At 33.0% G+C, this 22,563-nt stretch carries 21 protein-coding genes; 14 read left to right on the forward strand and 7 right to left on the reverse strand.

Features of this window, described 5'->3' with window-relative positions; translation table 11 throughout:
- Positions 1-97: 97 nt before the first annotated feature.
- The 3 genes from SOM12_RS02190 to SOM12_RS02200 all read right to left on the reverse strand — a co-directional run bounded on the left by SOM12_RS02190 (position 98) and on the right by SOM12_RS02200 (position 3,099).
- Positions 98-1,246: a FecR family protein gene (locus SOM12_RS02190; RefSeq protein WP_320492232.1), complete on the reverse strand. Its 1,149-nt coding sequence runs from the start codon at positions 1,244-1,246 to the stop codon at positions 98-100.
- A gap of 157 nt (positions 1,247-1,403) precedes the next feature.
- Positions 1,404-1,997 carry an RNA polymerase sigma-70 factor gene (locus SOM12_RS02195; RefSeq protein WP_320492233.1) on the reverse strand — a complete coding sequence of 198 codons (594 nt, stop codon included), beginning with the start codon at positions 1,995-1,997 and terminating at the stop codon, positions 1,404-1,406.
- Positions 1,998-2,505: 508 nt separating this feature from the next.
- On the reverse strand, positions 2,506-3,099 hold the full coding sequence (locus SOM12_RS02200; protein ID WP_095929015.1) for a murein L,D-transpeptidase catalytic domain-containing protein: 594 nt from the start codon (positions 3,097-3,099) through the stop codon (positions 2,506-2,508).
- A gap of 202 nt (positions 3,100-3,301) precedes the next feature.
- Here SOM12_RS02200 and SOM12_RS02205 point away from each other — a divergent pair, with 202 nt between their 5' ends.
- Complete coding sequence (locus tag SOM12_RS02205) at positions 3,302-4,711, forward strand: PLP-dependent aminotransferase family protein (RefSeq protein WP_320492234.1); 1,410 nt, start codon at positions 3,302-3,304, stop codon at positions 4,709-4,711.
- An 89-nt stretch (positions 4,712-4,800) separates the two neighbouring features.
- Here the strand turns inward: SOM12_RS02205 and SOM12_RS02210 are convergent, their stop codons facing one another.
- Complete coding sequence (locus tag SOM12_RS02210; protein ID WP_095929017.1) at positions 4,801-5,064, reverse strand: DUF2024 family protein; 264 nt, start codon at positions 5,062-5,064, stop codon at positions 4,801-4,803.
- Positions 5,065-5,226: 162 nt separating this feature from the next.
- Here SOM12_RS02210 and SOM12_RS02215 point away from each other — a divergent pair, with 162 nt between their 5' ends.
- Both SOM12_RS02215 and SOM12_RS02220 read left to right on the forward strand, forming a co-directional pair.
- Positions 5,227-5,958, forward strand: coding sequence for a YggS family pyridoxal phosphate-dependent enzyme (locus SOM12_RS02215; protein WP_320492235.1), 732 nt, complete (start codon positions 5,227-5,229; stop codon positions 5,956-5,958).
- A gap of 29 nt (positions 5,959-5,987) precedes the next feature.
- The gene (locus tag SOM12_RS02220; protein WP_320492236.1) at positions 5,988-6,701 is read left to right on the forward strand and encodes an ATP-binding protein; all 714 of its coding nucleotides are present in this window, start codon (positions 5,988-5,990) and stop codon (positions 6,699-6,701) included.
- A 263-nt stretch (positions 6,702-6,964) separates the two neighbouring features.
- Here SOM12_RS02220 and SOM12_RS02225 read toward each other — a convergent pair whose 3' ends face one another.
- Positions 6,965-8,410: a glycosyltransferase gene (locus tag SOM12_RS02225; RefSeq protein WP_320492237.1), complete on the reverse strand. Its 1,446-nt coding sequence runs from the start codon at positions 8,408-8,410 to the stop codon at positions 6,965-6,967.
- A gap of 499 nt (positions 8,411-8,909) precedes the next feature.
- On the opposite strand from SOM12_RS02225, the gene SOM12_RS02230 reads away from it, so the two are divergent.
- Positions 8,910-9,356, forward strand: coding sequence for a response regulator (locus tag SOM12_RS02230; RefSeq protein ID WP_320492238.1), 447 nt, complete (start codon positions 8,910-8,912; stop codon positions 9,354-9,356).
- Positions 9,357-9,368: 12 nt separating this feature from the next.
- Positions 9,369-13,388 (forward strand): PAS domain S-box protein, encoded by a 4,020-nt coding sequence (locus SOM12_RS02235; RefSeq protein WP_320492239.1) that lies wholly within the window; start codon positions 9,369-9,371, stop codon positions 13,386-13,388.
- An 89-nt stretch (positions 13,389-13,477) separates the two neighbouring features.
- Here SOM12_RS02235 and SOM12_RS02240 read toward each other — a convergent pair whose 3' ends face one another.
- Positions 13,478-13,894: a lipocalin family protein gene (locus SOM12_RS02240; RefSeq protein WP_095929023.1), complete on the reverse strand. Its 417-nt coding sequence runs from the start codon at positions 13,892-13,894 to the stop codon at positions 13,478-13,480.
- Positions 13,895-14,012: 118 nt separating this feature from the next.
- Positions 14,013-14,963 (reverse strand): hypothetical protein, encoded by a 951-nt coding sequence (locus SOM12_RS02245; RefSeq protein ID WP_320492240.1) that lies wholly within the window; start codon positions 14,961-14,963, stop codon positions 14,013-14,015.
- 381 nt (positions 14,964-15,344) lie between these two features.
- Here SOM12_RS02245 and SOM12_RS02250 point away from each other — a divergent pair, with 381 nt between their 5' ends.
- The 9 genes from SOM12_RS02250 (at position 15,345) to SOM12_RS02290 (ending at position 22,558) form a co-directional block, all read left to right on the forward strand.
- Positions 15,345-15,530 carry a hypothetical protein gene (locus tag SOM12_RS02250; protein ID WP_248727773.1) on the forward strand — a complete coding sequence of 62 codons (186 nt, stop codon included), beginning with the start codon at positions 15,345-15,347 and terminating at the stop codon, positions 15,528-15,530.
- Between the two features lie 53 nt (positions 15,531-15,583).
- On the forward strand, positions 15,584-17,293 hold the full coding sequence (locus SOM12_RS02255; protein ID WP_320492241.1) for an ATP-binding protein: 1,710 nt from the start codon (positions 15,584-15,586) through the stop codon (positions 17,291-17,293).
- A gap of 6 nt (positions 17,294-17,299) precedes the next feature.
- A complete protein-coding gene (locus SOM12_RS02260) occupies positions 17,300-17,968 on the forward strand; it encodes a response regulator (protein WP_320492242.1) in 669 nt (222 codons plus the stop codon).
- A gap of 143 nt (positions 17,969-18,111) precedes the next feature.
- Entirely contained in the window at positions 18,112-18,669 is a 558-nt protein-coding gene (locus SOM12_RS02265; RefSeq protein ID WP_320492243.1) for a hypothetical protein, read from the forward strand.
- Positions 18,670-18,688: 19 nt separating this feature from the next.
- Positions 18,689-19,027: a hypothetical protein gene (locus SOM12_RS02270; RefSeq protein WP_320492244.1), complete on the forward strand. Its 339-nt coding sequence runs from the start codon at positions 18,689-18,691 to the stop codon at positions 19,025-19,027.
- 182 nt (positions 19,028-19,209) lie between these two features.
- Entirely contained in the window at positions 19,210-20,277 is a 1,068-nt protein-coding gene (locus tag SOM12_RS02275; RefSeq protein WP_320492245.1) for a type I restriction endonuclease, read from the forward strand.
- A gap of 83 nt (positions 20,278-20,360) precedes the next feature.
- Entirely contained in the window at positions 20,361-20,774 is a 414-nt protein-coding gene (locus SOM12_RS02280; RefSeq protein ID WP_320492246.1) for a hypothetical protein, read from the forward strand.
- 10 nt (positions 20,775-20,784) lie between these two features.
- Entirely contained in the window at positions 20,785-20,994 is a 210-nt protein-coding gene (locus tag SOM12_RS02285) for a hypothetical protein (RefSeq protein WP_095929031.1), read from the forward strand.
- 211 nt (positions 20,995-21,205) lie between these two features.
- On the forward strand, positions 21,206-22,558 hold the full coding sequence (locus tag SOM12_RS02290) for a GH1 family beta-glucosidase (RefSeq protein ID WP_320492247.1): 1,353 nt from the start codon (positions 21,206-21,208) through the stop codon (positions 22,556-22,558).
- The last annotated feature ends 5 nt before the right edge of the window (positions 22,559-22,563 follow it).

Consider the following 22,563-nt stretch of genomic DNA (forward strand, 5'->3'; position numbering starts at 1 on the left):
TGGTTGGTTGGTTAATAAAACTGACTTACTGGTTGATACACAGAAAGGGATAAAGCGCAGTACGGTGAGAGGTCTAAACTTTAATCCCTTTTCTTTTTTATTTGATTATAATTTTATTGTCTTTTTTCTCATAGGCATTAATAAAATTAATATTCTTGATCGTGGTTAATATGTCTTCTAATTTCTGATTCTTATTTAAAACCCCATTAAACTTGACATTGCCAAGCGCTGGATCTGCAAAGACAATATCAACATCGTACCATCTTGACAATACTCTCGCAATATCTTTTAGAGGCATTCCTTTAAACACGAACAAACCTTTTCTCCAAGAAATTTCATTATAGACATCAACTTCAGAAACATTAATATTTCCGTTATATTCTGTTATTTTAGATTGCTGGTTTGGAGTCAGAATTTGTTTTTTACTCGTATTGCTAACTGCTACAACTCCTTTGACCAAAGTGGTATAAATAGCAGATTCGTCTCTGTAAGCTTTAATATTAAATTCGGTTCCAATTACTTCTACATTCTGATTTTCAGTTTTTACTTTAAATCTCGAACCTTTATGTTTGGTACTTGGCGATACTTCAAAATAAGCTTCGCCATAAACTAGTTCTACTTGTCTTGTTTCTCCATCAACAAAAGCGACAGGATATTTTAATTGTGATTCCGAATTCAGCCAGACTTTGGTACTGTCTGCCAGCTGTACAAAAAACTGCCCTCCTCTCGGAATCGTTAAAAGGTTATTGGCAATTGCTGCAGATTTTCCGTTTGAATTGTAAACTAATTTTTCTCCGTTACTAGAAGCATTTCCTTTGGTGTAAGATTTTCCTTTTTCTAAGGCTATAACAGAACCGTCTTCTAAAGTCAGAGTTGCTTTATCGCTTCCAATTAAGATTTCTTTGTGCGCCACTTGCGGGGTTTCAATCTTAAGCGGATTTGTTTTATTAATGATTAATGAAATTGAAATCAGCAATAATAATGATGCCGCCATAACAGTCAATTTGAAAGCTGTTTTGGTATAAAATGGCTGTATTGATATTATTGGAGTTTCTTCAGATTGAATGGCATTTTGAAGACGGTTTCTCATTCTAAATTCTAATTCTTCTTTAGAACCCAAAGCTTCGTCCCACTCTTTATCTGTCTGGAAACTTTCGTAATAATTTAATAATTTATTATTCTCCTCGAGATTAGTATCACCGGAAAGATATCTATTTAGTAACAGTAAGAAATCCTCTTTTTTCATTTTTTATTGTATTATTTCGGGAGTATATAGAGTAAGTAACCTAAAAGGCATATACCCCCTATTCCCAATTGCATTTTTTTTTATTTTTTTTTGAAAAAGAATTAAAAAAGAAGAAAAACCACACATCCTCAGCCCAAACACTTCATTTATTTTTTTGCTAAAAGATATTTTTTGTGAACCATAAAATCATGGCTATACTCATACTTTCGCCCATAGAAGATCGAATCGTATGCAACGCTTTTGTAATATGATTTTCGACTGTTTTTGTAGAAATGTTGAGTCGTTCGGCAATTTCTTTATGACTTAGCTGTTCTTCTCTGCTTAACTTATAAACAGCTTGGCATTTTTCAGGAAGTCCTGCAATGATTAAATTAAGCTGCTGCACCAATTCGTCGTGCATTAATTGCGTTTCTGGAGTTGTAGATAAAAAGCGCTTTTCTACATCATCAAAAAGTTCGACATGAACTTTGTCTTTATTTTTTCTCAAATGATTAAAAACCTGATATCTCGCACAGGCATACATATACCCTTTAAGTGAAATATGAATTTCTATCTTTTCGCGGTTGTGCCAAATATTCATGAAAATATCCTGAATAATATCTTCGCACAATTCTTTGTCTTTAATCACATTGTAAGCAGACATAAAAAGTGCCTGCCAAAATTTATTATACAACTCTGTCAATGCCGATTCATCGCCGCCACGAAGACGATCGATTAAAATTTGATCCTGATTTAAAATGGAATTTGGCAATGATTGGCTGTTTATCGATATTGAATAATTCGCAACAAACTTAATAAATTCCGTTAATAATCCTAATTTGTTCTCGACAACACATCTTTATTTTTGCAAGAAAACATAATTTTGCAAATAAAAAAACTTTATAAATTTTTCAATTCTATCCATAAAACCTTCATGTTTTTTAAGCTTAAGTAAGATTCAGGATTAAAATTAAATGAATATTTTAAAATAATAGATTTAAAACGCTGTTGCGTTAATATTGTATTTTTATTAAATTTCAAAAAAATACCGTAGCCAATTTCTTTAAATATAAAATTGAGTCTTTTCAGGCTATCTTTTTTAACTCAAAATTTCTAAAATAAAAAATAAACATAAAATTAGATACGGATAAAAGAGATTCACTATAGCGAAGACACACATAAAAATTAATTTTTAAAATCTCTGTTAATCTGGGTTTTCGCTATAGCGAATCTGTTTCTGCATTCAAATCTAGTTTCCCTTAAAAAACAATTTTTTCTAATTAATAATAAATATTCAGGATAATATTCGACTTCGAATTATCGATAATTTTTTCAAGTCTTTTAAAAAACACTTCACTAACCATGGGACACCCTTGGCTAAGAGCAATATAATGATCCTGTTCTCCTTCTGGAACTGCCGAATATGAATGCAATACAATCATTCTTTTAACGGCATTATTATTCGTTTGGTCCAGCCCTTTTAAAACATAAGCTTTTCCAAACATTCCTCTATACGATTTTCCTATTGCATAACATCCAAGCGAAGTGCATTTAGAATTCGGTTCGTTGCTAAATTTCAATTCTCCTTTAACACCCGTTTCAGAACCTGCGCCATTTGCTACTAAACCTTCATCAATTAGTTTGTCGTTTTCAAGATCATAAACAAAGAATCTATTTTTACCCGATTTAATTCTCATATCAATAAAAAATGCGATTTTAGAATTATAAACTCCAGAAGCGCTCATTTTTTTTACATTTTCAATCTGTTGATTAAAACGTTCTGCATCAGAATCCTTTATCGTATTTTCTTCTTTTGGTTTTGGGTTGCCAAAAACACATGCTGTTATTAGGATTATTATATTTACTATTTTCATAAACCTTTCATTTTAAAATATTAAAAATCAATTATTTGACGATGTAAAATTAAAATGAGAGTTCCGAAAAAATGTTTCCTAAAAGTCTAAAAAACAACAAAATAAGGTATTTCTTTTAGCATAAATATCACTATTATTCCATCAAAAAAAGTTAATTTTGGACTACTGAATAAACTTAATTTAGCAACAACAAACAGTCCAGATGCTTCGACCTTGGCCATTACAAATTCATTTAGATAAAAAATCAGATAAAGCGATTTACCTGCAGATTGCCGATGCTGTAATTGACGCTATCAAGACAGGAAAACTGGTCAAAGGAAATGCATTGCCAGGAAGCAGACAACTGGCTGAATTACTGAAAGTAAACCGAAATACTGTTGTAGAAGCTTTAGATGTTTTAACTGCTGAAGGCTGGCTGATAACCATTGACCGAAAGGGAACTTTTGTAACAGAATCGTTGCCAAAAATCAGTCATTCGTCAGAAAATGAAAAAGAGCAAAAAGTTGAAGTTGAAGATCCTAAAAATTTTTTAGTTTTTGACGACGGACTTCCTGATAGCCGATTGGCACCAATGAATGATTTGGCTAGAGCGTATCGCGAATTATTTAGCCGAAAATCACGTTGGCAGATTATGGGTTATAGTAGCGAATTAGGAAATTTAGAATTCAGAAAATCAATTGCTCAAATGCTTAATTTTAAACGCGGCATGAGTATTTTTCACGATCAAATCTGTATTACCCGCGGAAGCCAAATGGCGATGTATCTTGCCTCTCATTGTATTTTAAAATCAGGCGATTTTGTTTTGGTTGAAAATCCTGGGTACAAACCCGCTTGGGAAGCTTTTGAAAATGCAGGTGCAACTCTACTTCCTGTAAATATAGAATCGGACGGATTGGATATCGATCAAGTCGAAAAATATGTACAGCATAAAAATATAAAGGCAATTTATGTTACACCCCATCATCAATTTCCAACTACTGTTACCTTGTCTCTAAAAAAGAGATTAAAATTGATCGAACTTTCCAATCAATATCATTTTACGATTATTGAAGACGATTACGATAACGAATTTCATTTCGGACTAAGACCAATACTTCCTATTTCCAGTTATTCGGGTCTGAAAAACTATATTTATATTGGCACTTTTAGCAAAATTGTAGCTCCTGCGCTTCGTATTGGATATTTAGTCAGTTCGCATGAGAACGTTTTAAAGATTGGAAATCATAGAAAAATCATCGATGTCCAAGGTGACAATATTATGGAAGAAGCAATTTTAAGCCTTATTAATGAAGGAAAAATAAAGCGCCACCTTAAAAAAGCCAATTTGGTTTATAAAAGCAAACGAGATTTCTTCGAAAACTTGTTAGATCAATATCTTAAAGATAAAATCACTTTCACAAAACCCGAAGGCGGACTTGCGTTTTGGATTGTTCCAAAAGCAGATTGTAATGTTTTAGAAATTTTTGAAAAGCTAAAATCACAAGGCATTCAAATCATGAGCCCAAACCGATTTAGTTTTGATGAAACCATTAAAGGTTTTCGTCTGGGTTATGCTTCTCTTTCTGAAAAACAAATGGAAGAAGGAATTATAGCGCTTTCTAAATTGTTATAAAAAGCCTTTTGACTTCGCTCAGGGTGACATAAATCGCTGTCTGGCTGAGCGGAGTCGAAGACTTTCTAGTCATCAGTTTCTTTTAAAAACTAATTACAGTTTTCCATTTCAATAATAGAAAACCCATTTTCCCGAATCTGATTTTCTACTTCAATCGGCGCTTTATCAATATGGCAAAAACGACATTCTTTAGAAGACAAAGTCTGTCCTTCTTGCGCAACACTTTTCAGGTACTTTTTCCCATATTCGTAAACTTGCTCTGCATCGTTAACATTTTCGTCTACCAAAATATCAAAGTGCATAATTTTTCCGTCTTTGCGGGTTACATAGGTATCCCAAACTGCTATTTTCATGTTTTTTAAGGTGCTAAGATTCTAAGTTACTAAGGTTCTAAGTTTTATTATTTTATGACACAAATTTACGGTGGATATGAAAGTCGTGAATCATCCAGTTTTTTCATTTTTTGAAAGATTCTGGTCCAGTAGAATTTTGTGGTTTCTATTTAATTTTGCAATATGAAAAACGATATTATTTTTAATTTAATTAAAGTGCATCAACGCATTGAAAATGCTTGCAAGATTGCTGGAAGAAATCCTGAAGATGTACAGCTTTTATTGGCAACCAAAACTGTTCCTGCCGAAAAAATACGAATCGCGATAGAAGCTGGTGAAACTTTAATGGGCGAAAACAAAATGCAGGAATTGCGAGATAAAAATGATGTTTTGAAAAACCTACCTATTGAAAGGCATTTTATTGGTCATCTCCAAACAAACAAAGTCAAAGATGTTTTGAAATATGTTACTTGCATTCAATCTTTGGACAGAATCAATTTGGCTGATGAATTGCACAAACAGCTTCAAAATCAAAACAGAAAATTGGATGTTTTTGTTCAAGTCAATACTTCCTACGAAGAAAGCAAATTCGGATTGGCGCCAGAAGACGTTTTATCTTTCATTAAAAAAATAAAAACGTACGAAACCTTGAATATTAAAGGTTTAATGAGCATTGGACTTTTGGATGTTGAAAAAGAAAAAATGATTCCGTCGTTACGACTTCTAAGAACCATACGAGATGAGATTTATTCAGAAGGAATTGAAGGCTTACAAGACTTAAAACTTTCTATGGGAATGTCTCAAGATTTGGAACTTGCCATTGCAGAAGGTTCTAATATGGTGAGAATTGGCACGTCAATTTTTGGAAACCGTTTTTTAGGAAAAGAAATCTGGAACGAAAACATTGCAGAATAAAACTTAATTTTGCAGCAAATTAAAAGTAGATGAACCTGAATGATCTTACCGTAATTGATACTGAAAAAATTGCTTTAGACGATTTGTTTTTTAGCGAAGAAAATAAAGCTGCTTTGCTTCAGATTATCAAAGAACATCAATATATCGAAGAATTAAAGCAATATAATCTTAAAGTTGACAACAAGATTTTACTGCACGGTAGTTCTGGCTGCGGTAAAACTACAACCGCAAAAGCGATTGCCCATACTTTAAACAAAAAGATTATCATAGTCAACCTCAGCACTGTTGTCGATTCTAGGATAGGCGAAACTTCTAAAAACTTAAAAGCTATTTTTGATAAAGCTATTCGCGAAAGAGCCGTTTTATTTTTAGATGAATTTGATCAAATTGGAAAAAGCCGTGACAGCGATGACAAAGATGTTGGCGAAATGAGGCGTTTGGTCAATACAATCATTCAGCTTTTTGATTATTTCCCTTCAGATAGTTTATTAATCTGCGCAACCAATCATTACGAAATAATAGATAGCGCTTTACTGCGAAGATTTCAACTTCGTTTGAAATATGAAATGCCTTCAGAAAAACAGTTGGATATTTATTACGATAAAATCTTGAACGGTTTTCCTGAACATTTCCAGAATATCGAAAGACGCTATTCTATTTCTTATGCCGAAGCTTTAGATTATATCAATACCACGATGAAAAAGCAGATTATTGCTGCCTTGGATTCTAAACAAAACGCATAAAAATTCTCGTTTTTTATATGTTCCGTAGTAACATATCATTTTATTTTTTTACCGACGAAACGTTCCTACGGAACGTATAATCGCAATCTAAATTTTAATTCTACTACCAACCAGACTTTCCTACGGAACGTATAATTGCTGAGGGAATTTCAATTTTAGCATTCCTGAGGAATGAAAATGCTATTAATAAAAAAACCCGCTGACACTACAGCGGGTTTTCATTGGGCGGAGTTTTATATAATAGAATGAATAGTGTACTAAATTTATAGTCCTCTTGTCAACCAGCCTTTTTTGTTGGCTGTTGCAATGGCATAAGGCGCAATCCAGAATAAACTGAAAGTGTAGAAAACACTGTAAGAATAGGCCCAGAAAGATTCTGAAAGCGTGTATCTTTTTGCGTAAAACAACATTGAAAAACTTGAAAAAATTAAGATTGCCATTAATGTTGAACTTAAAAATAACACTGGGTGAACCGCGATAAAGTAAAACATAAACAATAGAAATGGATACGTCATTGCAATTTTAAAAAACTGATTTAAAAACAGCATTCTTGGTCCAAATTTTGAATCTTTTCTAAAATCTTTGAAAACAAATTTTGCCATCATAAGATTTTCACGAACGTTACTTCTTGCCCATCTAATGAACATTTTGTATAATCCTTTGTATTCTTCTGGAACATTGGTTAATACTACTGCATTTCTTTGAAATTTCACTTCAAAACCTTGTTTCAAAATCATATTGGTAAGAGCGCGATCTTCTCCAATATCTGATGGCTGTCCCATAAAAGTTTGGTTGATCCATTCTGGAAGACAGTTGAAAACGGCATCTCTTTTGTACGCTGCCAAAGCACCTGGTGTACATAATACAGATCCTAATTGACTTTCTGCAGAGCGTTGGAATTCGAAACTCATTACGAAACTTACATTTAGCATTTTAGGTAAAATTGCTTTTTTGTTGTTCAAAACCTGAACATTTCCTGCAACTGCACCACATTTTTTGTTTACCACAAATGGGCTAACTAAGTTTCTTAGAGTGTCTTTTTTTACAATAGAATCGCTATCTACAGTTACAAAAATTTCTCCTGTTCCTAATTTAAATCCTCTGTATAACGCTTGACGTTTTCCTTGGTTTTTAGGTTGCTGAAAAATCGTTACACGATCTCCCAATTTTGCTTTTGCTTCTTGCATCCAATACCAAGTATCATCTTTACTTCCATCGTCAATAGCCAAAAGCTGTAATTTTTCTGCTGGATAATCGCTTTCTGCAAGGCTCAATAAAGTGTCCCAAACTAGTTTTCCTTCATTGTATGCTGGAACGATAATCGTACAAGTTGGCAATAAATCATCAGAAACGGATGGAATTGCTTTGTATCTTAAGTACAAATAAGAGCTATACAAGAAAACTCCTGTTTGATAGAAAAACAATATTGTTGTGATTATTAAAAATGGTAATCCCCAAGATGAAGCAATTCTTTCAAAATGAAATTGTTCGAAATCGTCTTGCAATTGAATTACCATAAAGACACCTGCAAGTAGTAATAAGAACGTTGCAATAAGAACCGCTAACCCGAAAGGGCTTGTTGGTCTTTCTACGTGTACTTTTTGTGATTTTTCGTTGGTTCTAAAAAATGAACCGTTTAATGTTTTTTCGCTGATAGCTGAACTGCTGTTCGCATAAAATTGTTCTGAGATAATTGTTTCGCTTTTCATGCTTATACTCCTTTTTTAATTTCCTTAATTGGGCTTTTAGCAAAATCTTCTTCCTTTCAAAAACGGACACATTAGAGATTTTGACATTAACTCAATTTACAAGCGGCATGCCAATACGGTTTTAAACTGGTATAGAGCTATTTAGAAAAACAAGAACAAAAAAGAGTGTGTAATTATTTTACACTTTTTGGATACGGTATACACTAAAACGATGGTTTTTTGAATGAAAGAAGTGAGATTTCAAAAGGGTTTACAGTATTTTCTGTCTTCTATTTGGTAAAGAAATGCGAATCTCAAAAAGCAGGTCGTAAAAACCGAAAACTACAAGAATGAATAAAACGCAATTACTACATTAAAATTGCATAAAAGAAAGAAAATAATTAAATTTTCTATTTTTTTGCGTCTTTTAAAAAACATTCTTCCTAAAAAAACGAGAAGTTTTACTTAAAAAAGTTAAATTTATCCAAGCAAATAACCACTAAATTTAAGGAGACTAAAAATGACCAAAGAGCATTATTATCTTTTATTGGCTGATGACGACGAAGATGACTGCCTTTTCTTTGAAGAAGCTCTCGACGAAATAACGATTAGCACTACTCTATCAGTGGTGCATGACGGCGTGCAATTGATGAATTATTTAAAAACTAATAGCACCAATCTTCCTGATGTTCTTTTTTTAGACTTAAACATGCCGCTAAAAAATGGTTTGGAATGTCTAGCTGAAATAAAAAACGATGAAAGCTTAAAAAATCTGCCGATTATTATTTTTTCTACTTCGCTAGATAGCGAAATCGTTGATAACTTATACCTAAAAGGCGCTTCATTTTATATAAGAAAGCCCGGTGAATTTTCTAAACTAAAAAATGTAATAGAAAAAGCCTTGACCATTGCACCCGAAAATAGTTTTAAACAGCCCGAAAGAGCCAATTTCATTTTGCAACCTTAATCTTCTCTGGAAATGAACCGCAAACAAAAGGAACATTATTTTCTTTCCGAAGGTGGAGAAATGGGAGAATTAATTCGTTCCGCAGATTGGAGCAAAACCCCTTTGGGTAATCCTGAAAAATGGCCTCAAAGTTTAAAAACAATGACCGCAATGATGCTCGGCAATCCGTTTGGAATGTACATCGCATGGGGAAAAAATTATACTCAACTCTATAATGATGCCTTTCGTCCTATTTTGGGTGCTTCCAAACATCCACAAGCTCTAGGCAGAAGTTCTAAAGATACATTTGCTGAAATCTGGGATACCATAGGCCCTATGTTTGCTGATGTTATAAAAGGACATGCGGTAAGTTTTCCTGATTTTAAAGTGCCGCTTAATAGAAATGGCTATACAGAAGATTGCTTTTTTGATTTTTCGTACAGTCCCATAAAAATAGAAGATGGATCTGTTGGTGGTATTTTGGTTACCGTTATCGAAACCACAGAAAAGAAAATCGTTGCAGACGCTTTGCATGAAAGCAATACACGATTCATCGATAATATCATGCAGGCTCCAGTAGCAATGTGCATTTTTAGAGGTGAAAATCATATTGTTGAAATCGCCAACGACCAAATGCTGAGGCTTTGGGATGCAAAAGCAGAAAACATTATTAATAAACCTATTTTTGAAGTTCTTCCCGAATTAAAAAAACAAGGACTTGATGAAATTCTGCAAAACGTTTTTATTTCTGGTAAAAAAGTAATTACAGAAGAACTTTTTATTCCTTTAAATCGAAACGGCCAAACCGAAAATACTTATATCAATTTTGTTTACGAAGCTTTACGCGAAAAAGACGGAACTATTTCTGGCGTTGCAGCAATTGCTACAGAAGTTACCGCTCAAGTTTTGGCTCGTGCTAAAGTGGAAGAAAGCGAACAAAAAATAAGACAGCTAGTTGAAAACGCCCCTTTCCCGATTGGTGTTTATGTTGGAAAGGAAATGCGTATTGAACTCGCAAATGAATCTATTATAAAAATCTGGGGAAAAGGCCCAGATGTAATTGGAAAAACCTACAGAGAAATTCTCCCCGAACTACAAAATCAGTCGGTATTTGAACAAGTTGAATCGGTGTTTGAAACCGGACAATCTTTTCATTCGAGAAATTCTCGTATTGATCTTGTGATCGATAATAAATTACAATCGTTTTATTTCAATTATAGCTTTACGCCTTTGTATGATCTGACTGGTAAAATTTACGGTGTAATGAATACCGCTGTAGAAATTACAGATTTGTACTTGGCCAAGCAAAAAATTGAAGAAAGCGACAAACGTTTCCGTAATACCGTAAAACAAGCTCCTGTTGGCATCACAATTCTTCGAGGTCCAGAATATATTGTGGAAATGGCCAATGAAGCTTATCTTAAACTTGTAGCTCGAGAAGAGGAATCTTTTGTTGGAAGACTATTGTATGATTCTCTCCCAGAAGTAAAAGAAACCGTTAGCGATTTATTAGACAATGTATTAAAAACTGGAATTCCGTTTCATGGCATTGAAGTTCCTGTTCCTTTAAACCGATACGGAAAAATCGAAACTGCTTATTTTGATTTTCTTTATCATCCGTTAAAAGAAGAAAATGGAACAATCTCGGGAATCTTGGTTACGGTTACCGAAGTAAGCGAAAAAGTGGAAGCCCGAAAAAAAATCGAACTTAACGAAGATCGTCTTAAAATTGTTGTAGAAGCCAGCGAATTGGGAACTTGGGAATTGAATGTTAAAACACGAATTCCGACTTACTCTAAAAGATATCTTGAAATTCTTGGCGGCTATACCGAAGATGTAATGCTTTCTCACGAAGAATTATTGGAGCATCTTCACCCCGATGATCTGCAGGTTAGAAATAGAGGCTTTAAGGAAGCTTTAAATTCTGGTTTTCTAAACTACGAAGTTCGCGTTATCTGGAAAGATAAATCGATTCATTGGATTGAAGGCAAAGGAAAAGTTTTCTATGATGAAAATAATGAGCCTGCAAAACTAATTGGAACTATTCGCGACATTACCGAAGAAAAAAAATACCAGCAGAAAATAGAAGAAAGCGAAAAGAAACTGCGCAATCTTATTATGCAGTCGCCTGTGCCGAAAGCTATTTTACGTGGAGATGATTTTGTAATCGAAATGGCCAATTTTGTATTACTGCATAATATTTGGAAAAGAGAAGCATCTGAAGTTGAAGGAAAAAAAATACTAGAATTATTTCCCGAACTCAACAAACAAAAATATGCCAAGTTATTAAGTAAAGTTTACAAATCTGGAGAAGTGTATTCAGAATCTGAATCGTTACTTTTTATTGCTAATGAAAATGGCGGCAGTCAATTTTATGTTGATTTTGAATTTGCCCCGCTGCGCGAAAGTGACAATTCGATTTCTGGAATTAGAATGACATTGATTGATGTGACTGAAAAAGTCGAAGCCAGAAAAAAAATCGAAGAAAGCGAAAAGAGATTCCGTTCGCTTACCGAAAGTATTCCGCAGTTAATCTGGGAAACCGATGCAGAAGGAAATGCACTTTTTACCTCAGGAAAATGGTTTGAATATACCGGAATAGAACCTGGAGCCGAAGGTTCTTGGCAGAAAATGATTCATCCTGATGATTTTGACGAAAATGTAAAAATCTGGCAGCACGCTCTTGCAACCGGAGAAATGTATCGCTGTGATGTACGTATGCATAGAAAAGACGGTTCGTACAGATGGCATACTGTTATTGGGGAACCTGTTTTGGGTCCTGATAATAAAATTTTAAAATGGGTTGGTGCGTTTACCGATATTCATACCGAAAAAGCTTTTACACACGAACTAGAACAGCAGGTTACTGCTCGTACCAAAGAACTCATTCAGATCAACGAATCACTCCGAAAAAGTGAAGAACGTTATCATTTAATGGTCGAAGAAATTCAGGAATATGCCATTTTATACCTCAACCGTGAAGGTATTATTGAGAATTGGAACGCTGGTGCGGAAAAAATAAAAGGCTATAAAGCAGAGGAAATTGTCGGCAAATATTTGTCCATTTTTTATACCGAAGAAGATCAAAAAAATAATCTGCCTCAAAAACTTTTGCAAACTGCAAGAGAAAAAGGAAAAGTAATTCATGAAGGATGGCGCGTACGTAAAAATGGCAGCTTGTTTTGGGCAAGCGTAGTGATAACGGCTGTTCATAATAAAAAAGGCGATGTTATTGGTTTTTCTAAAGTGACGCACGATTTAAATGAAAGAAAAAAAGCCGATGATAAATTAAAAATGAATGCACTCGAGCTAGAACAGAAAAACAATGAATTGGAAGAAATGAACAAAGAGCTTCAGTCCTTTGCTTATATCTCCAGTCATGATTTACAGGAACCGCTTCGAAAAATACAGACTTTTGCCTCGCAGATTATCGATAAAGAATCGGAAAATTTATCTGAAAACGGAAAAGATAAATTTAAACGAATGCAGAATGCCGCACAGCGAATGCAGACTTTAATTAATGATTTATTGGCTTATTCTCGAACAAATAGTCAAGAACGCATTTTTATAAAAACAGATCTGAGCCAAATTATTAAGGAGGTTAAAGAAGATTTAACGGAAGAATTAGAACAGAAAAGCGCCGTAATTGAAATCGGAGAAACCTCTGAAGTTGATGTTATTCCTTTTCAATTCAAGCAATTACTATATAATTTAATCAGTAATTCATTGAAATTCTCAAATCCCGAAATTCCGATTTTAATTAAAATTACAAGTACAGTTGCTTTTGGTCAAGATTTAGGAGAAGAAAAACTGATTGCGTCCAAAAAATATTGTCACATTAAAGTTTCCGATAACGGAATTGGTTTTGAAGCGCAATACAACAAAAAAATATTCGAAGTCTTTCAGCGTCTTCATGGCAGAGATCGTTATAACGGCACAGGAATCGGACTTGCCATTGTAAAAAAAATTGTAGAAAACCACAACGGAATTATAACCGCTTCTGGCATTCACAACGAAGGAGCTTCCTTTGATATTTATATCCCCGTCAATTAATTTTACTCCATAAAAAAAACGGAAACTTCTTAATTGGAGTTTCCGTTTTCCATTTCAAAACAAATTGAAATTATCTCAAAACAATTTTATTATCTAGTATAAACAGTAATAATACCAGTTGTTTTGTCTTTAATTTTTAGTTCCTTGTTAGTAAGGTTCATAATATCACTTGTTGAACTTAAATTTCCAACAGTAATAGTCAAATCATTATGAGATCTTACATAAGTTCCAGTAGTTTCTGTTAAAGCGCAATCAGATCCATTATAGTCACCAATAACTGCTGAATTACTTAATCTTAAATCTAAATAATCTCTATTACAACCTGCCGCATTTTCTGGTGCGTCAACCAAGACTTCTTTTCCATCTACAATTGTTCCTCTTTGGCTTAGATTATATTTACCTTGAATTGGTACAATTGTTTCTCCTTCATTATCGTCACTACTACAAGAGGTTACGAACATTCCCGCGCTTAAGGCTAATACGAATAATATGCTTCTTTTTTTCATGTTTGTTTGTTTTTTAATTATTTAATTCAATAATGCTAAATTAAAAGGATATACTTACAAATAATTCCATGATTTTAGGAATATTTTACATAAATCGCATTTTAGGATGTTTTAAAAATTAATTGCATTTTGGCCTGTTTGATAAGTAACGATCGATAATATGTTGCGTAATTGGTTTTAAGAATCTTTGTGTATTTTCTGGATAAGGGGCATGTTGATTATAACATTCTATAGAGTTTCCTATCTTAATATACCAAACTTTTGCTCTTCCACTATCGTCAAAGAACTCAGTCGTATTACATACTTCAATCTTCTTTAAATCAAAATATCTGGCATCATAATAAGTATTGCAATAACCGTCGTCAGACCTTTCTATTTTTTCATAATGATCGCCCATCCATTGCATGCAGTCTTTTTGTGACATGTTTAAGTAAACGATTAAAGTTAGTCCCAAGAGAAAAGCTGCAATTATTAAAGATCTTTTTAATCCAGAATTTATCCCACCTTCTCCTCCTTTCTTAATAGGAGTAAATATACCCGCTGGAATTTTTTCCAAATCCTGATTTTCTTCTTGTTCTACTTCTTTATTTTTAGAATCATGAAAATTTTCGGTTTCTACCTCATCAATCAAAGTGAGAGAAGAAATTTCATTCTTATAATGTTTGGTGTCTCTTAACTCTTCAATTAATTTTATTTCGTCTGGATCAAGCTGTTTTTGGAACTCTTTAAAAGGTCTTGGCCGAAGATCTACCAATATTGCAGCCAGTTGAATTGTATCTTCTGCGGGATTTTCTGTTCTACCTAGAAAAAAACGCTTAACTGCTTCTAATTTATTAAGCTCATCGTCTCCAAACTGATTTTTCTTATCCTTATCAAATGGAAAATCAAAAAAAGATTTAAAAGTAATTAGGTCATCTTTATCATTATTTGAATCAAATCTTTTGACACATAAATTTCTAAGATTTGCTGATGTTGGAGAATTCAGATTATTAGAATATTCTCCATTTTTTTCTTCTTCATATTTAGCTTTAATCGCTTTTTTATAATCTTCAAAAGTAATGGTTGGCATAGGCATTTGAACTTTTTAAAACTTTATCTAAAGTACTTTACTCGACTTTTTATGACTTTCTGGAACTTCTCCTGACTTTCAAAAAAAACATTCGACTTTCCTGACTTTCTGCTCAATGCAGGCTCAAAACGGTTGTTACTTTGCCTCAACAAAATTAGTTATCGCTTTGATCTGCAGGTCAAAAAGCAAATGTACAAAACTAGTTTATGTACCAAGTGCGGAAAACCGTAAGACGGATTTTATTCCGGGAAGTATAGATGAAAATCTTACTGTTCTACGCACTTCACTTCCCAAACAAAATTTGGTATTGCCATTTAAAACCAACCTGAAAAAGAATTCAGGAATGCAATGCCCATTGTTCAACATTTAAATTTTAAAAAAATGAAAACATTATATTTATGGGGAGCGTGTATCCTATTGTCAACTACATTATTTTCTTGCTCTGCTGATGAACTAGAAACAACTAAAGATAAAACTGAAGTACAAAAAGAGTCTATTCCGTCACAAGCGAATATTGGTCCAGATGATGATCCGATCACGGTTCCGCCGCCACCAAAAAAACCATAATTTAAAAAGTTGTAATTTGTAATAAATTACTATTTTAGGGGAAAGTAACTTTTATGCTACGATCCCCTTTTTTTTGTTTGCTAATTGTTCTATTTTTCCTTTCCTGCAAAGAGAAAACAGTTGTTTCGCCTAAGCCTGATCCTACTCGGGTAGAAGCTTATAAACATCGAGATGAAGGCATTCTAAATCTTCAAAGTAAAAACTACAATAATGCTTTTTACAATTTCAATAAATCGAAAATAATATTGGAAGCCTCTAAAGACAGTACCAATATTGTCTACAATCTGATTCAAATGGCTGCGATCCAGCAGATAAATGGCGATTTTTATGGAAGCAAAGAAACTTTGACCGAGGCTCTTCCCTATATTAAAAAGAAAGATATTTATAGCGTTTCGATTAACAACTTCTTCGGAATCGCCGATAAAGAACTTTCTTTATACGAAGATGCCATTTACTATTACAATAAAGCTTTACAAGATTCTGAAAATGAAGTTTTAAAACAATCACCTTTAAATAACATTGCTGTTATTTACATTGAGCAGAAAAAATACGACAAGGCCATTCAAATTTTAGAACCTATACTGGCCAAAGATATTTTTCCTAAAGACGAATACATTATAAAAAAAGCTCGAATTTTAGATAATTTGGGATTTGCTTATTCAAAAAATGGAATGCCAGAAAAAGGACTTCCGCTTATGACAAAAGGATTAGCGTTACGAAACCAAATTGATGATTTTTACGGAAGTATTGGCAGTAATTTACATTTGGCAGAATACTATTCTTCGAGCAATCCAAAAAAATCGAATCAATATGCACTTGAAGCTTACAAAACCGCTACAAAACTTCGCAGTATTGATGAACGTTTAAAAGCATTATCTTTTTTAATCTCCAATGATTCTGAAACCCAAAATACGGGATATGCAAAAAAATTCGTTTTCTTAAATGATAGCATCATTACCATTCGAAATAATTATAAAAACAAGTTTGCTAAAATTAAATACGATTCTAAAAAAGAAAAAGACGAAAATCAGAAACTGCGATTAGAGAAAGCAGAGGATTTACTTGCGTTGCAAAAAGCGCAATACCAAAAGATATTGTTTATAATTGGTATTACATCGCTTTTTCTTTTATTGGTTTATTTGAGGAAATATTACCAGAACCGAAATCGAATTGAAAAAATAGAAACGGCGTATAATACCGAAACCCGAATTGCGAAAGATATTCATGATGAGCTGGCAAATGACGTTTTCAATGCCATTGCTTTTACACAGACACAGCCCTTAGAAAATGAAAGCACAAAAGAAACTTTGGTTCAAAAACTAGATACGATCTATTCAAGAGTTAGAGGAATTTCTAGGGAAAATAATGATATCGATACAGGCATAAATTATGCGAAAAATTTAAAAGAAATGCTTTCGACTTATAACAGCACTCAAACAAACGTTATTATAAATGGTGTCGATAAAATAAATTGGGATTCGGTTGAGGATTTAAAAAAGATTGCCATTCAGCGAGTTTTGCATGAATTAATGGTTAATATGAAAAAGCATAGCGAAGCTTCTGTTGTATCCATAAAATTTAATTCCAATTCCAATTCTCTCTTTATTGACTACAGCGATATTGGCAAAGGCTGCGAAAAATCAAAAATTATAAAAAATGGTCTGCAAAATATGGAAAACCGTATTTTGGCCTTAAAAGGAACTATTACTTTTGACACTGAACCGAATAAAGGTTTCAAAGTAAAAATAACAATGCCTAAATAAGAGCCTATGTTTAAAAAAGTAATTATTGCCGAAGATTTTGAAGAATTCAATTTAGCCGTAAAACAAACTTTGAGCGACCTCAACATTGTCAATTTTCAGCATGCAAAATATTGTGATGATGCCTTTCTAAAAATAAGAAAAGCTATTCAGGATAATGAACCGTTTGATTTATTGATTAGTGATCTTTCGTTTAAAAAAGACCATCGTGAAGTAAAAATTGGAAGTGGCGACGAATTAATTCAAAAAGTTCGCGAATTGCAACCCAATATTAAAATTATAGCCTATTCGGTTGAAGATAAAAATGTTCGTATAAAATCACTTTTTGAAGATTCTGACATTAATGCCTTTGTGCTAAAAGGCAGAAACAGTATTGAAGATCTCAGAAAAGCTCTTTCAATCATTTCAACTTCTGATCAAAAATTTATTTCTCCGGAAATAGCTTCTGCATTACAGGAAAAAGGCAATTACGAAATAGACGATGTCGATATTAAAATTTTAAAATATTTGTCTGCTGGAACATCTCAGGATGACATTATCGAAATTTTTAAAACCAGCGACATTAAACCCAATAGCAAAAGTGCGATGGAAAAAAGGTTATCAAAACTAAAAGATTTTTTCAAGGCAAATAATACCGTCCATTTGGTTTCCATCACAAAAGATATGGGAATTATTTAAATTCCTTATTACTCTATTTTCAAAGCTCCTTTGGGAGCTTTTTTTATTTCTGAAATTTAAATTTTAGAGATTACGGTTTTCCATAAAATACTGGTTTTTATTGGTTTTACTTTTGGAATTATTAATCAATTAAATCTAAAAAAATGAAGAAAACTATCTTACAAATTATCCCATTTGCTATTGTTGTACTTCTATTTTCTTGTCAAAAACCAATTGTATCAGATACAGAAATAGCAGCTGCAGTAGACACGGCAGCAATAGTTGTTGATTCGATGCCACCAACTGTAAATAATAAATGGGAATATCATCAATCGACAGATAAAATGACATCAAAAGCAATCAAGTTTGCACAAATAATGTCTAATGAAAGCTTAGATTTAGAATTTCCATACGAAGGAACTAATTATGGTATATTAACATTAAGAAAAAAAGATGGCTTAGATATATACTTAAGTATTGATAAAGGACAAATTAGTGGAGGATATGACAACAATTATATCTCAGTACGTTTTGATGAAGAGAAGCCTTTGAAATTTAGCTATACTGAACCACAAGATGGAAGCAGTGACTTAATTTTTATTGATAACGGAATAAAATTTTTATCAAAATTAAAAAAATCCAAAAAAACACTTATTTCATTACCTCTATATCAAGCTGGAAATCAGATACTCGAGTTTAATACGGTAGACTTAAAATGGTAATTTTTAAAAATATTAAATTATGAAAAAAATTGTATTACTTTTTACTCTAATTACAATCTTTGGCTGTTCAACCAAAAGTGAATTATATAAAGAAACAGATTCATTTGTGCAATCTCTACAAACAGAATATGAGAGCTATGGATTTTCTCCTGAAAAATATTCTAAGACCACTAGTGACGGACTGTATACTATTTCTCCAATTGGTCGTTTGGTAAATGTAAAAATACAAAAAATTGTAACTTCAGAAGAATACGAAGAATTAAAGAAAGATCTCGAGAATCATTACCAAGACGACTCAAGAGTTAATAGCATATACATTTGCCAAGCTGGCACTATCATGATTGATTGCAGAAACTAAGATTAAGATTTATAGTAAAACTCATTTTAGTAAAAACAATATGTTTTAAAGAGGAACTTCATTGTCCTCTTTTTTCCGTTTAAAACACTTCTTCTATTAAAATTCTGTTTCATTACGGTTTTCCATAAAATACTGATTTTGATTGGTTTTACTTTTGAATTATTAATTTAAATTCTAAACCTATGGAAATGAACATTCAACTAAAATCATTGGCAGATAAAATAAATCAGCTGAAAAGTAAAATTGAAACAGAAGAATCTACTAAACATGCTTTTGTCTTGCCTTTTATCCATATTTTGGGATATGATGCATTTAATCCGCTTGAAGTCGTTCCTGAATTTACTGCAGATCTTGGATTAAAGAAAGGTGAAAAAGTAGATTATGCGATCTTCCAAAATGGAGAACCGATAATAATTGTGGAATGCAAAAGCTGGAAAGAAAAACTTACGGTTCATAATTCTCAGTTATTCCGTTATTTTCATGTCACAAAAACCCGATTTGCTCTTTTAACAAACGGAATAAATTATCAATTCTTTACCGATTTGGATGATCAAAATAAAATGGATGAAAAGCCTTTTTTGGAATTTGATATTTGTAATCTAAAAGAAAATACAATAAACGAAATTGCGAAATTTCACAAAGCAAATTTTGACGTTGATAATATTGTGAGCAATGCCAGCTCTCTAAAATACATTAAAGAAATTAAGAAACTGATCAACGCTGAATTAGAGAATCCTTCGAATGATTTTACAAAATTATTTGCAAGTAAAATATACACGGGCAGATTAACTGAAAAAGTTGTAGATGAATTTAAAGATTTAGTTCAGAAATCAGTTAGTCAATTCATTAACGACAAGATTAATGATCGTTTAAATGCCGCTTTAAGTAAAGAAACGATTAAACAACAAGATGAAGAAATTAGTTCTGTTGAAGATGACAATAAAGTCGTAACAACCGAAGAAGAACTTGATGGTTATCGTATTGTAGTTGCTATTTTACGTCGAAAACTGCCAACGGCAAGAATTGTATCTCGCGATACACAATCTTATTTTGGAATACTGCTAGATGATAACAATCGTAAACCGCTCTGCAGACTTCACTTAAATGGCGGGAAAAAATACATAAGTCTTTTCAATAATAACAAAAGCGAAGCTAAAATTGCAATATCCTCAATTGATGATATTTATCAATACGAAAAGGAATTATTAGAAACTGTAGCACTTTACGAAACAGAATTAAATCCCGTATAAGTACTCATTTTAAAGAATTTAATTCTAATTAAATTTATCGCTACCAAATAAGTTTTTAGCTCCCACTAAACACCACATCGCCTATGCAAAAAAACTACCTCATCTTACTTTTAATATTTGCATTTTATTCCTGCCAAAAAGCTAGCGCTCCACCTCCATTACCGCAAGTAAATTCATTTTACAAAAGCGCTATTAACGCTGACGACCGCAAAACTATTACAGCAGAAGAAGCCAAAACATATCATGTAAATCCTGTATATAAATACGAGTATAGAACTGGGCATCCAGGGCAATATAAGTACAATTATCATGTAAAGGGAATAAACATGCTAGGCGATTCGGTTTTTGGAAACATTAATACAGAAGGAAAATACGGCGCAGGGATTTTAATAACAGATAGCATTCCAGAATTAGAAATTAATACCGAATGGGTTTCTCACGGAAAACTAAAAGCTATTGACAAAAAAGGAAACGAATATAATCTAGTCGTTAAATAAAAACAAACTAATGAAATACACTCTACTCTTACTTTTTATTTTTTGCACTTCTTTTCATCCTGTAGAAGACAACGTTTTTATCTGCGGGCCTACTGGGGCTAAAAAATATCATTATAATGAAAATTGTCGTGGCTTAAGCTCTTGTAGTCACGGTACGGTAAAAACTTCTCTCAAACAGGCTAAAGGTTTAGGCTTGACACTTTGCGGATGGGAAGATTAAAGATCTTCCCATTTCAATATTTAATCATTTGATAATAATGACTTTACAATAATTTCACATTAGTTTTTTTAATTTGATATAAAACTAATCGTCATGAAATTATTTAATCTAAATTTTCTAGTTTCTTTCAAAGAATGGCTTTTCTTAAGAGCTATGCAATCTTCTTTCCTACATTAATAAATAGTTTATAAATAAAGGAAAGTACAATTGAATGAATAAAATTGAAAGCTCATTTCTGAACAAAAACCAATTTGGTAAAGATTTCTTGTGGGGTGTATCAACTGCCGCTTTCCAAATTGAAGGTGCGCATGATTCTGACGGAAAAGGTTCTTCTATCTGGGATGTTTTTACTTCTCAAAAAGGGAAAATTAAAAACGGTCATCATGCTATAACTGCCTGCGATTTCTACAACTCTTATCAGGACGATATTGGTCTCATTAAGGAATTAAATATTCCTAATTTTAGATTTTCTATCAGCTGGCCTAGAATTATGCCAACGGGCGTTCATCCTATTAATCAAGCAGGAATCGATTATTACAACAAAATAATAGATTCGCTGCTAGCTTCTGGAATCGAACCTTGGATAACGCTTTATCACTGGGATTTACCACACGATCTAGAAGTAAAAGGAGGTTGGACAAACCGAGAGTCTGTCTCTTGGTTTAAAGATTATGTTGAAGTCTGCGTACAGTATTTTGGCGATCGTGTTAAAAATTGGATGGTAATCAATGAACCTTCTGTCTTTACAGGCGCAGGTTATTTTTTAGGCATTCACGCACCAGGTAAAAAAGGAATTACAAATTACCTAAAAGCCATGCATCATGTTACGCTTGCAACTTCTGCTGGAGCCAAAATAATTCGAGAACGAATTTCGAATGCGAATATCGGAACCACTTTTTCGTGCACCCATATCGAACCTGCAACAGAAAGCTCAAAAGATGTTGAAGCCGCAAAACGTGTCGATACTTTATTAAACCGAACTTTTATAGAACCCATTTTAGGATTAGGTTATCCGCAGAAAGATCTTCCGGTTCTTAAGAAACTCAATAATTACATTTTAGAAGACGATTTAAACAATCTCGATTTCGATTTTGATTTTATTGGTTTGCAATGCTACACTCGTGAAGTGGTAAAATCGGCCATGTTGATTCCGTATATTGGTGCCGAATTAGTAAGTGCCGAAAAGCGAAATGTAATTTCTACCGATATGGGCTGGGAAGTTTATCCGCCAGCAATGTATCATATTCTCAAAAAATTTAATGAATATGACGGAATCAGAAAAATCATTGTAACTGAAAACGGTGCTGCCTTTCCTGACACCGTTCAGAATGGAAAAGTGCACGATATAAAACGAACTCATTTTATTCAGGACAATTTAGAACAGATTTTAAAAGCGAAACAAGACGGCTTAAATGTCGATGGCTATTTTGTCTGGACTCTAACCGATAATTTTGAATGGGCCGAAGGTTACAATGCCCGATTCGGATTAATTCACGTTGATTTTGAAACGCAAAAAAGAACGATAAAAAACTCTGGATTGTGGTTTAAGGATTTTTTATCCTAACTGTT

This window comes from Flavobacterium sp. CFBP9031 (genome assembly GCF_034044945.1).
Classification (GTDB): domain Bacteria; phylum Bacteroidota; class Bacteroidia; order Flavobacteriales; family Flavobacteriaceae; genus Flavobacterium.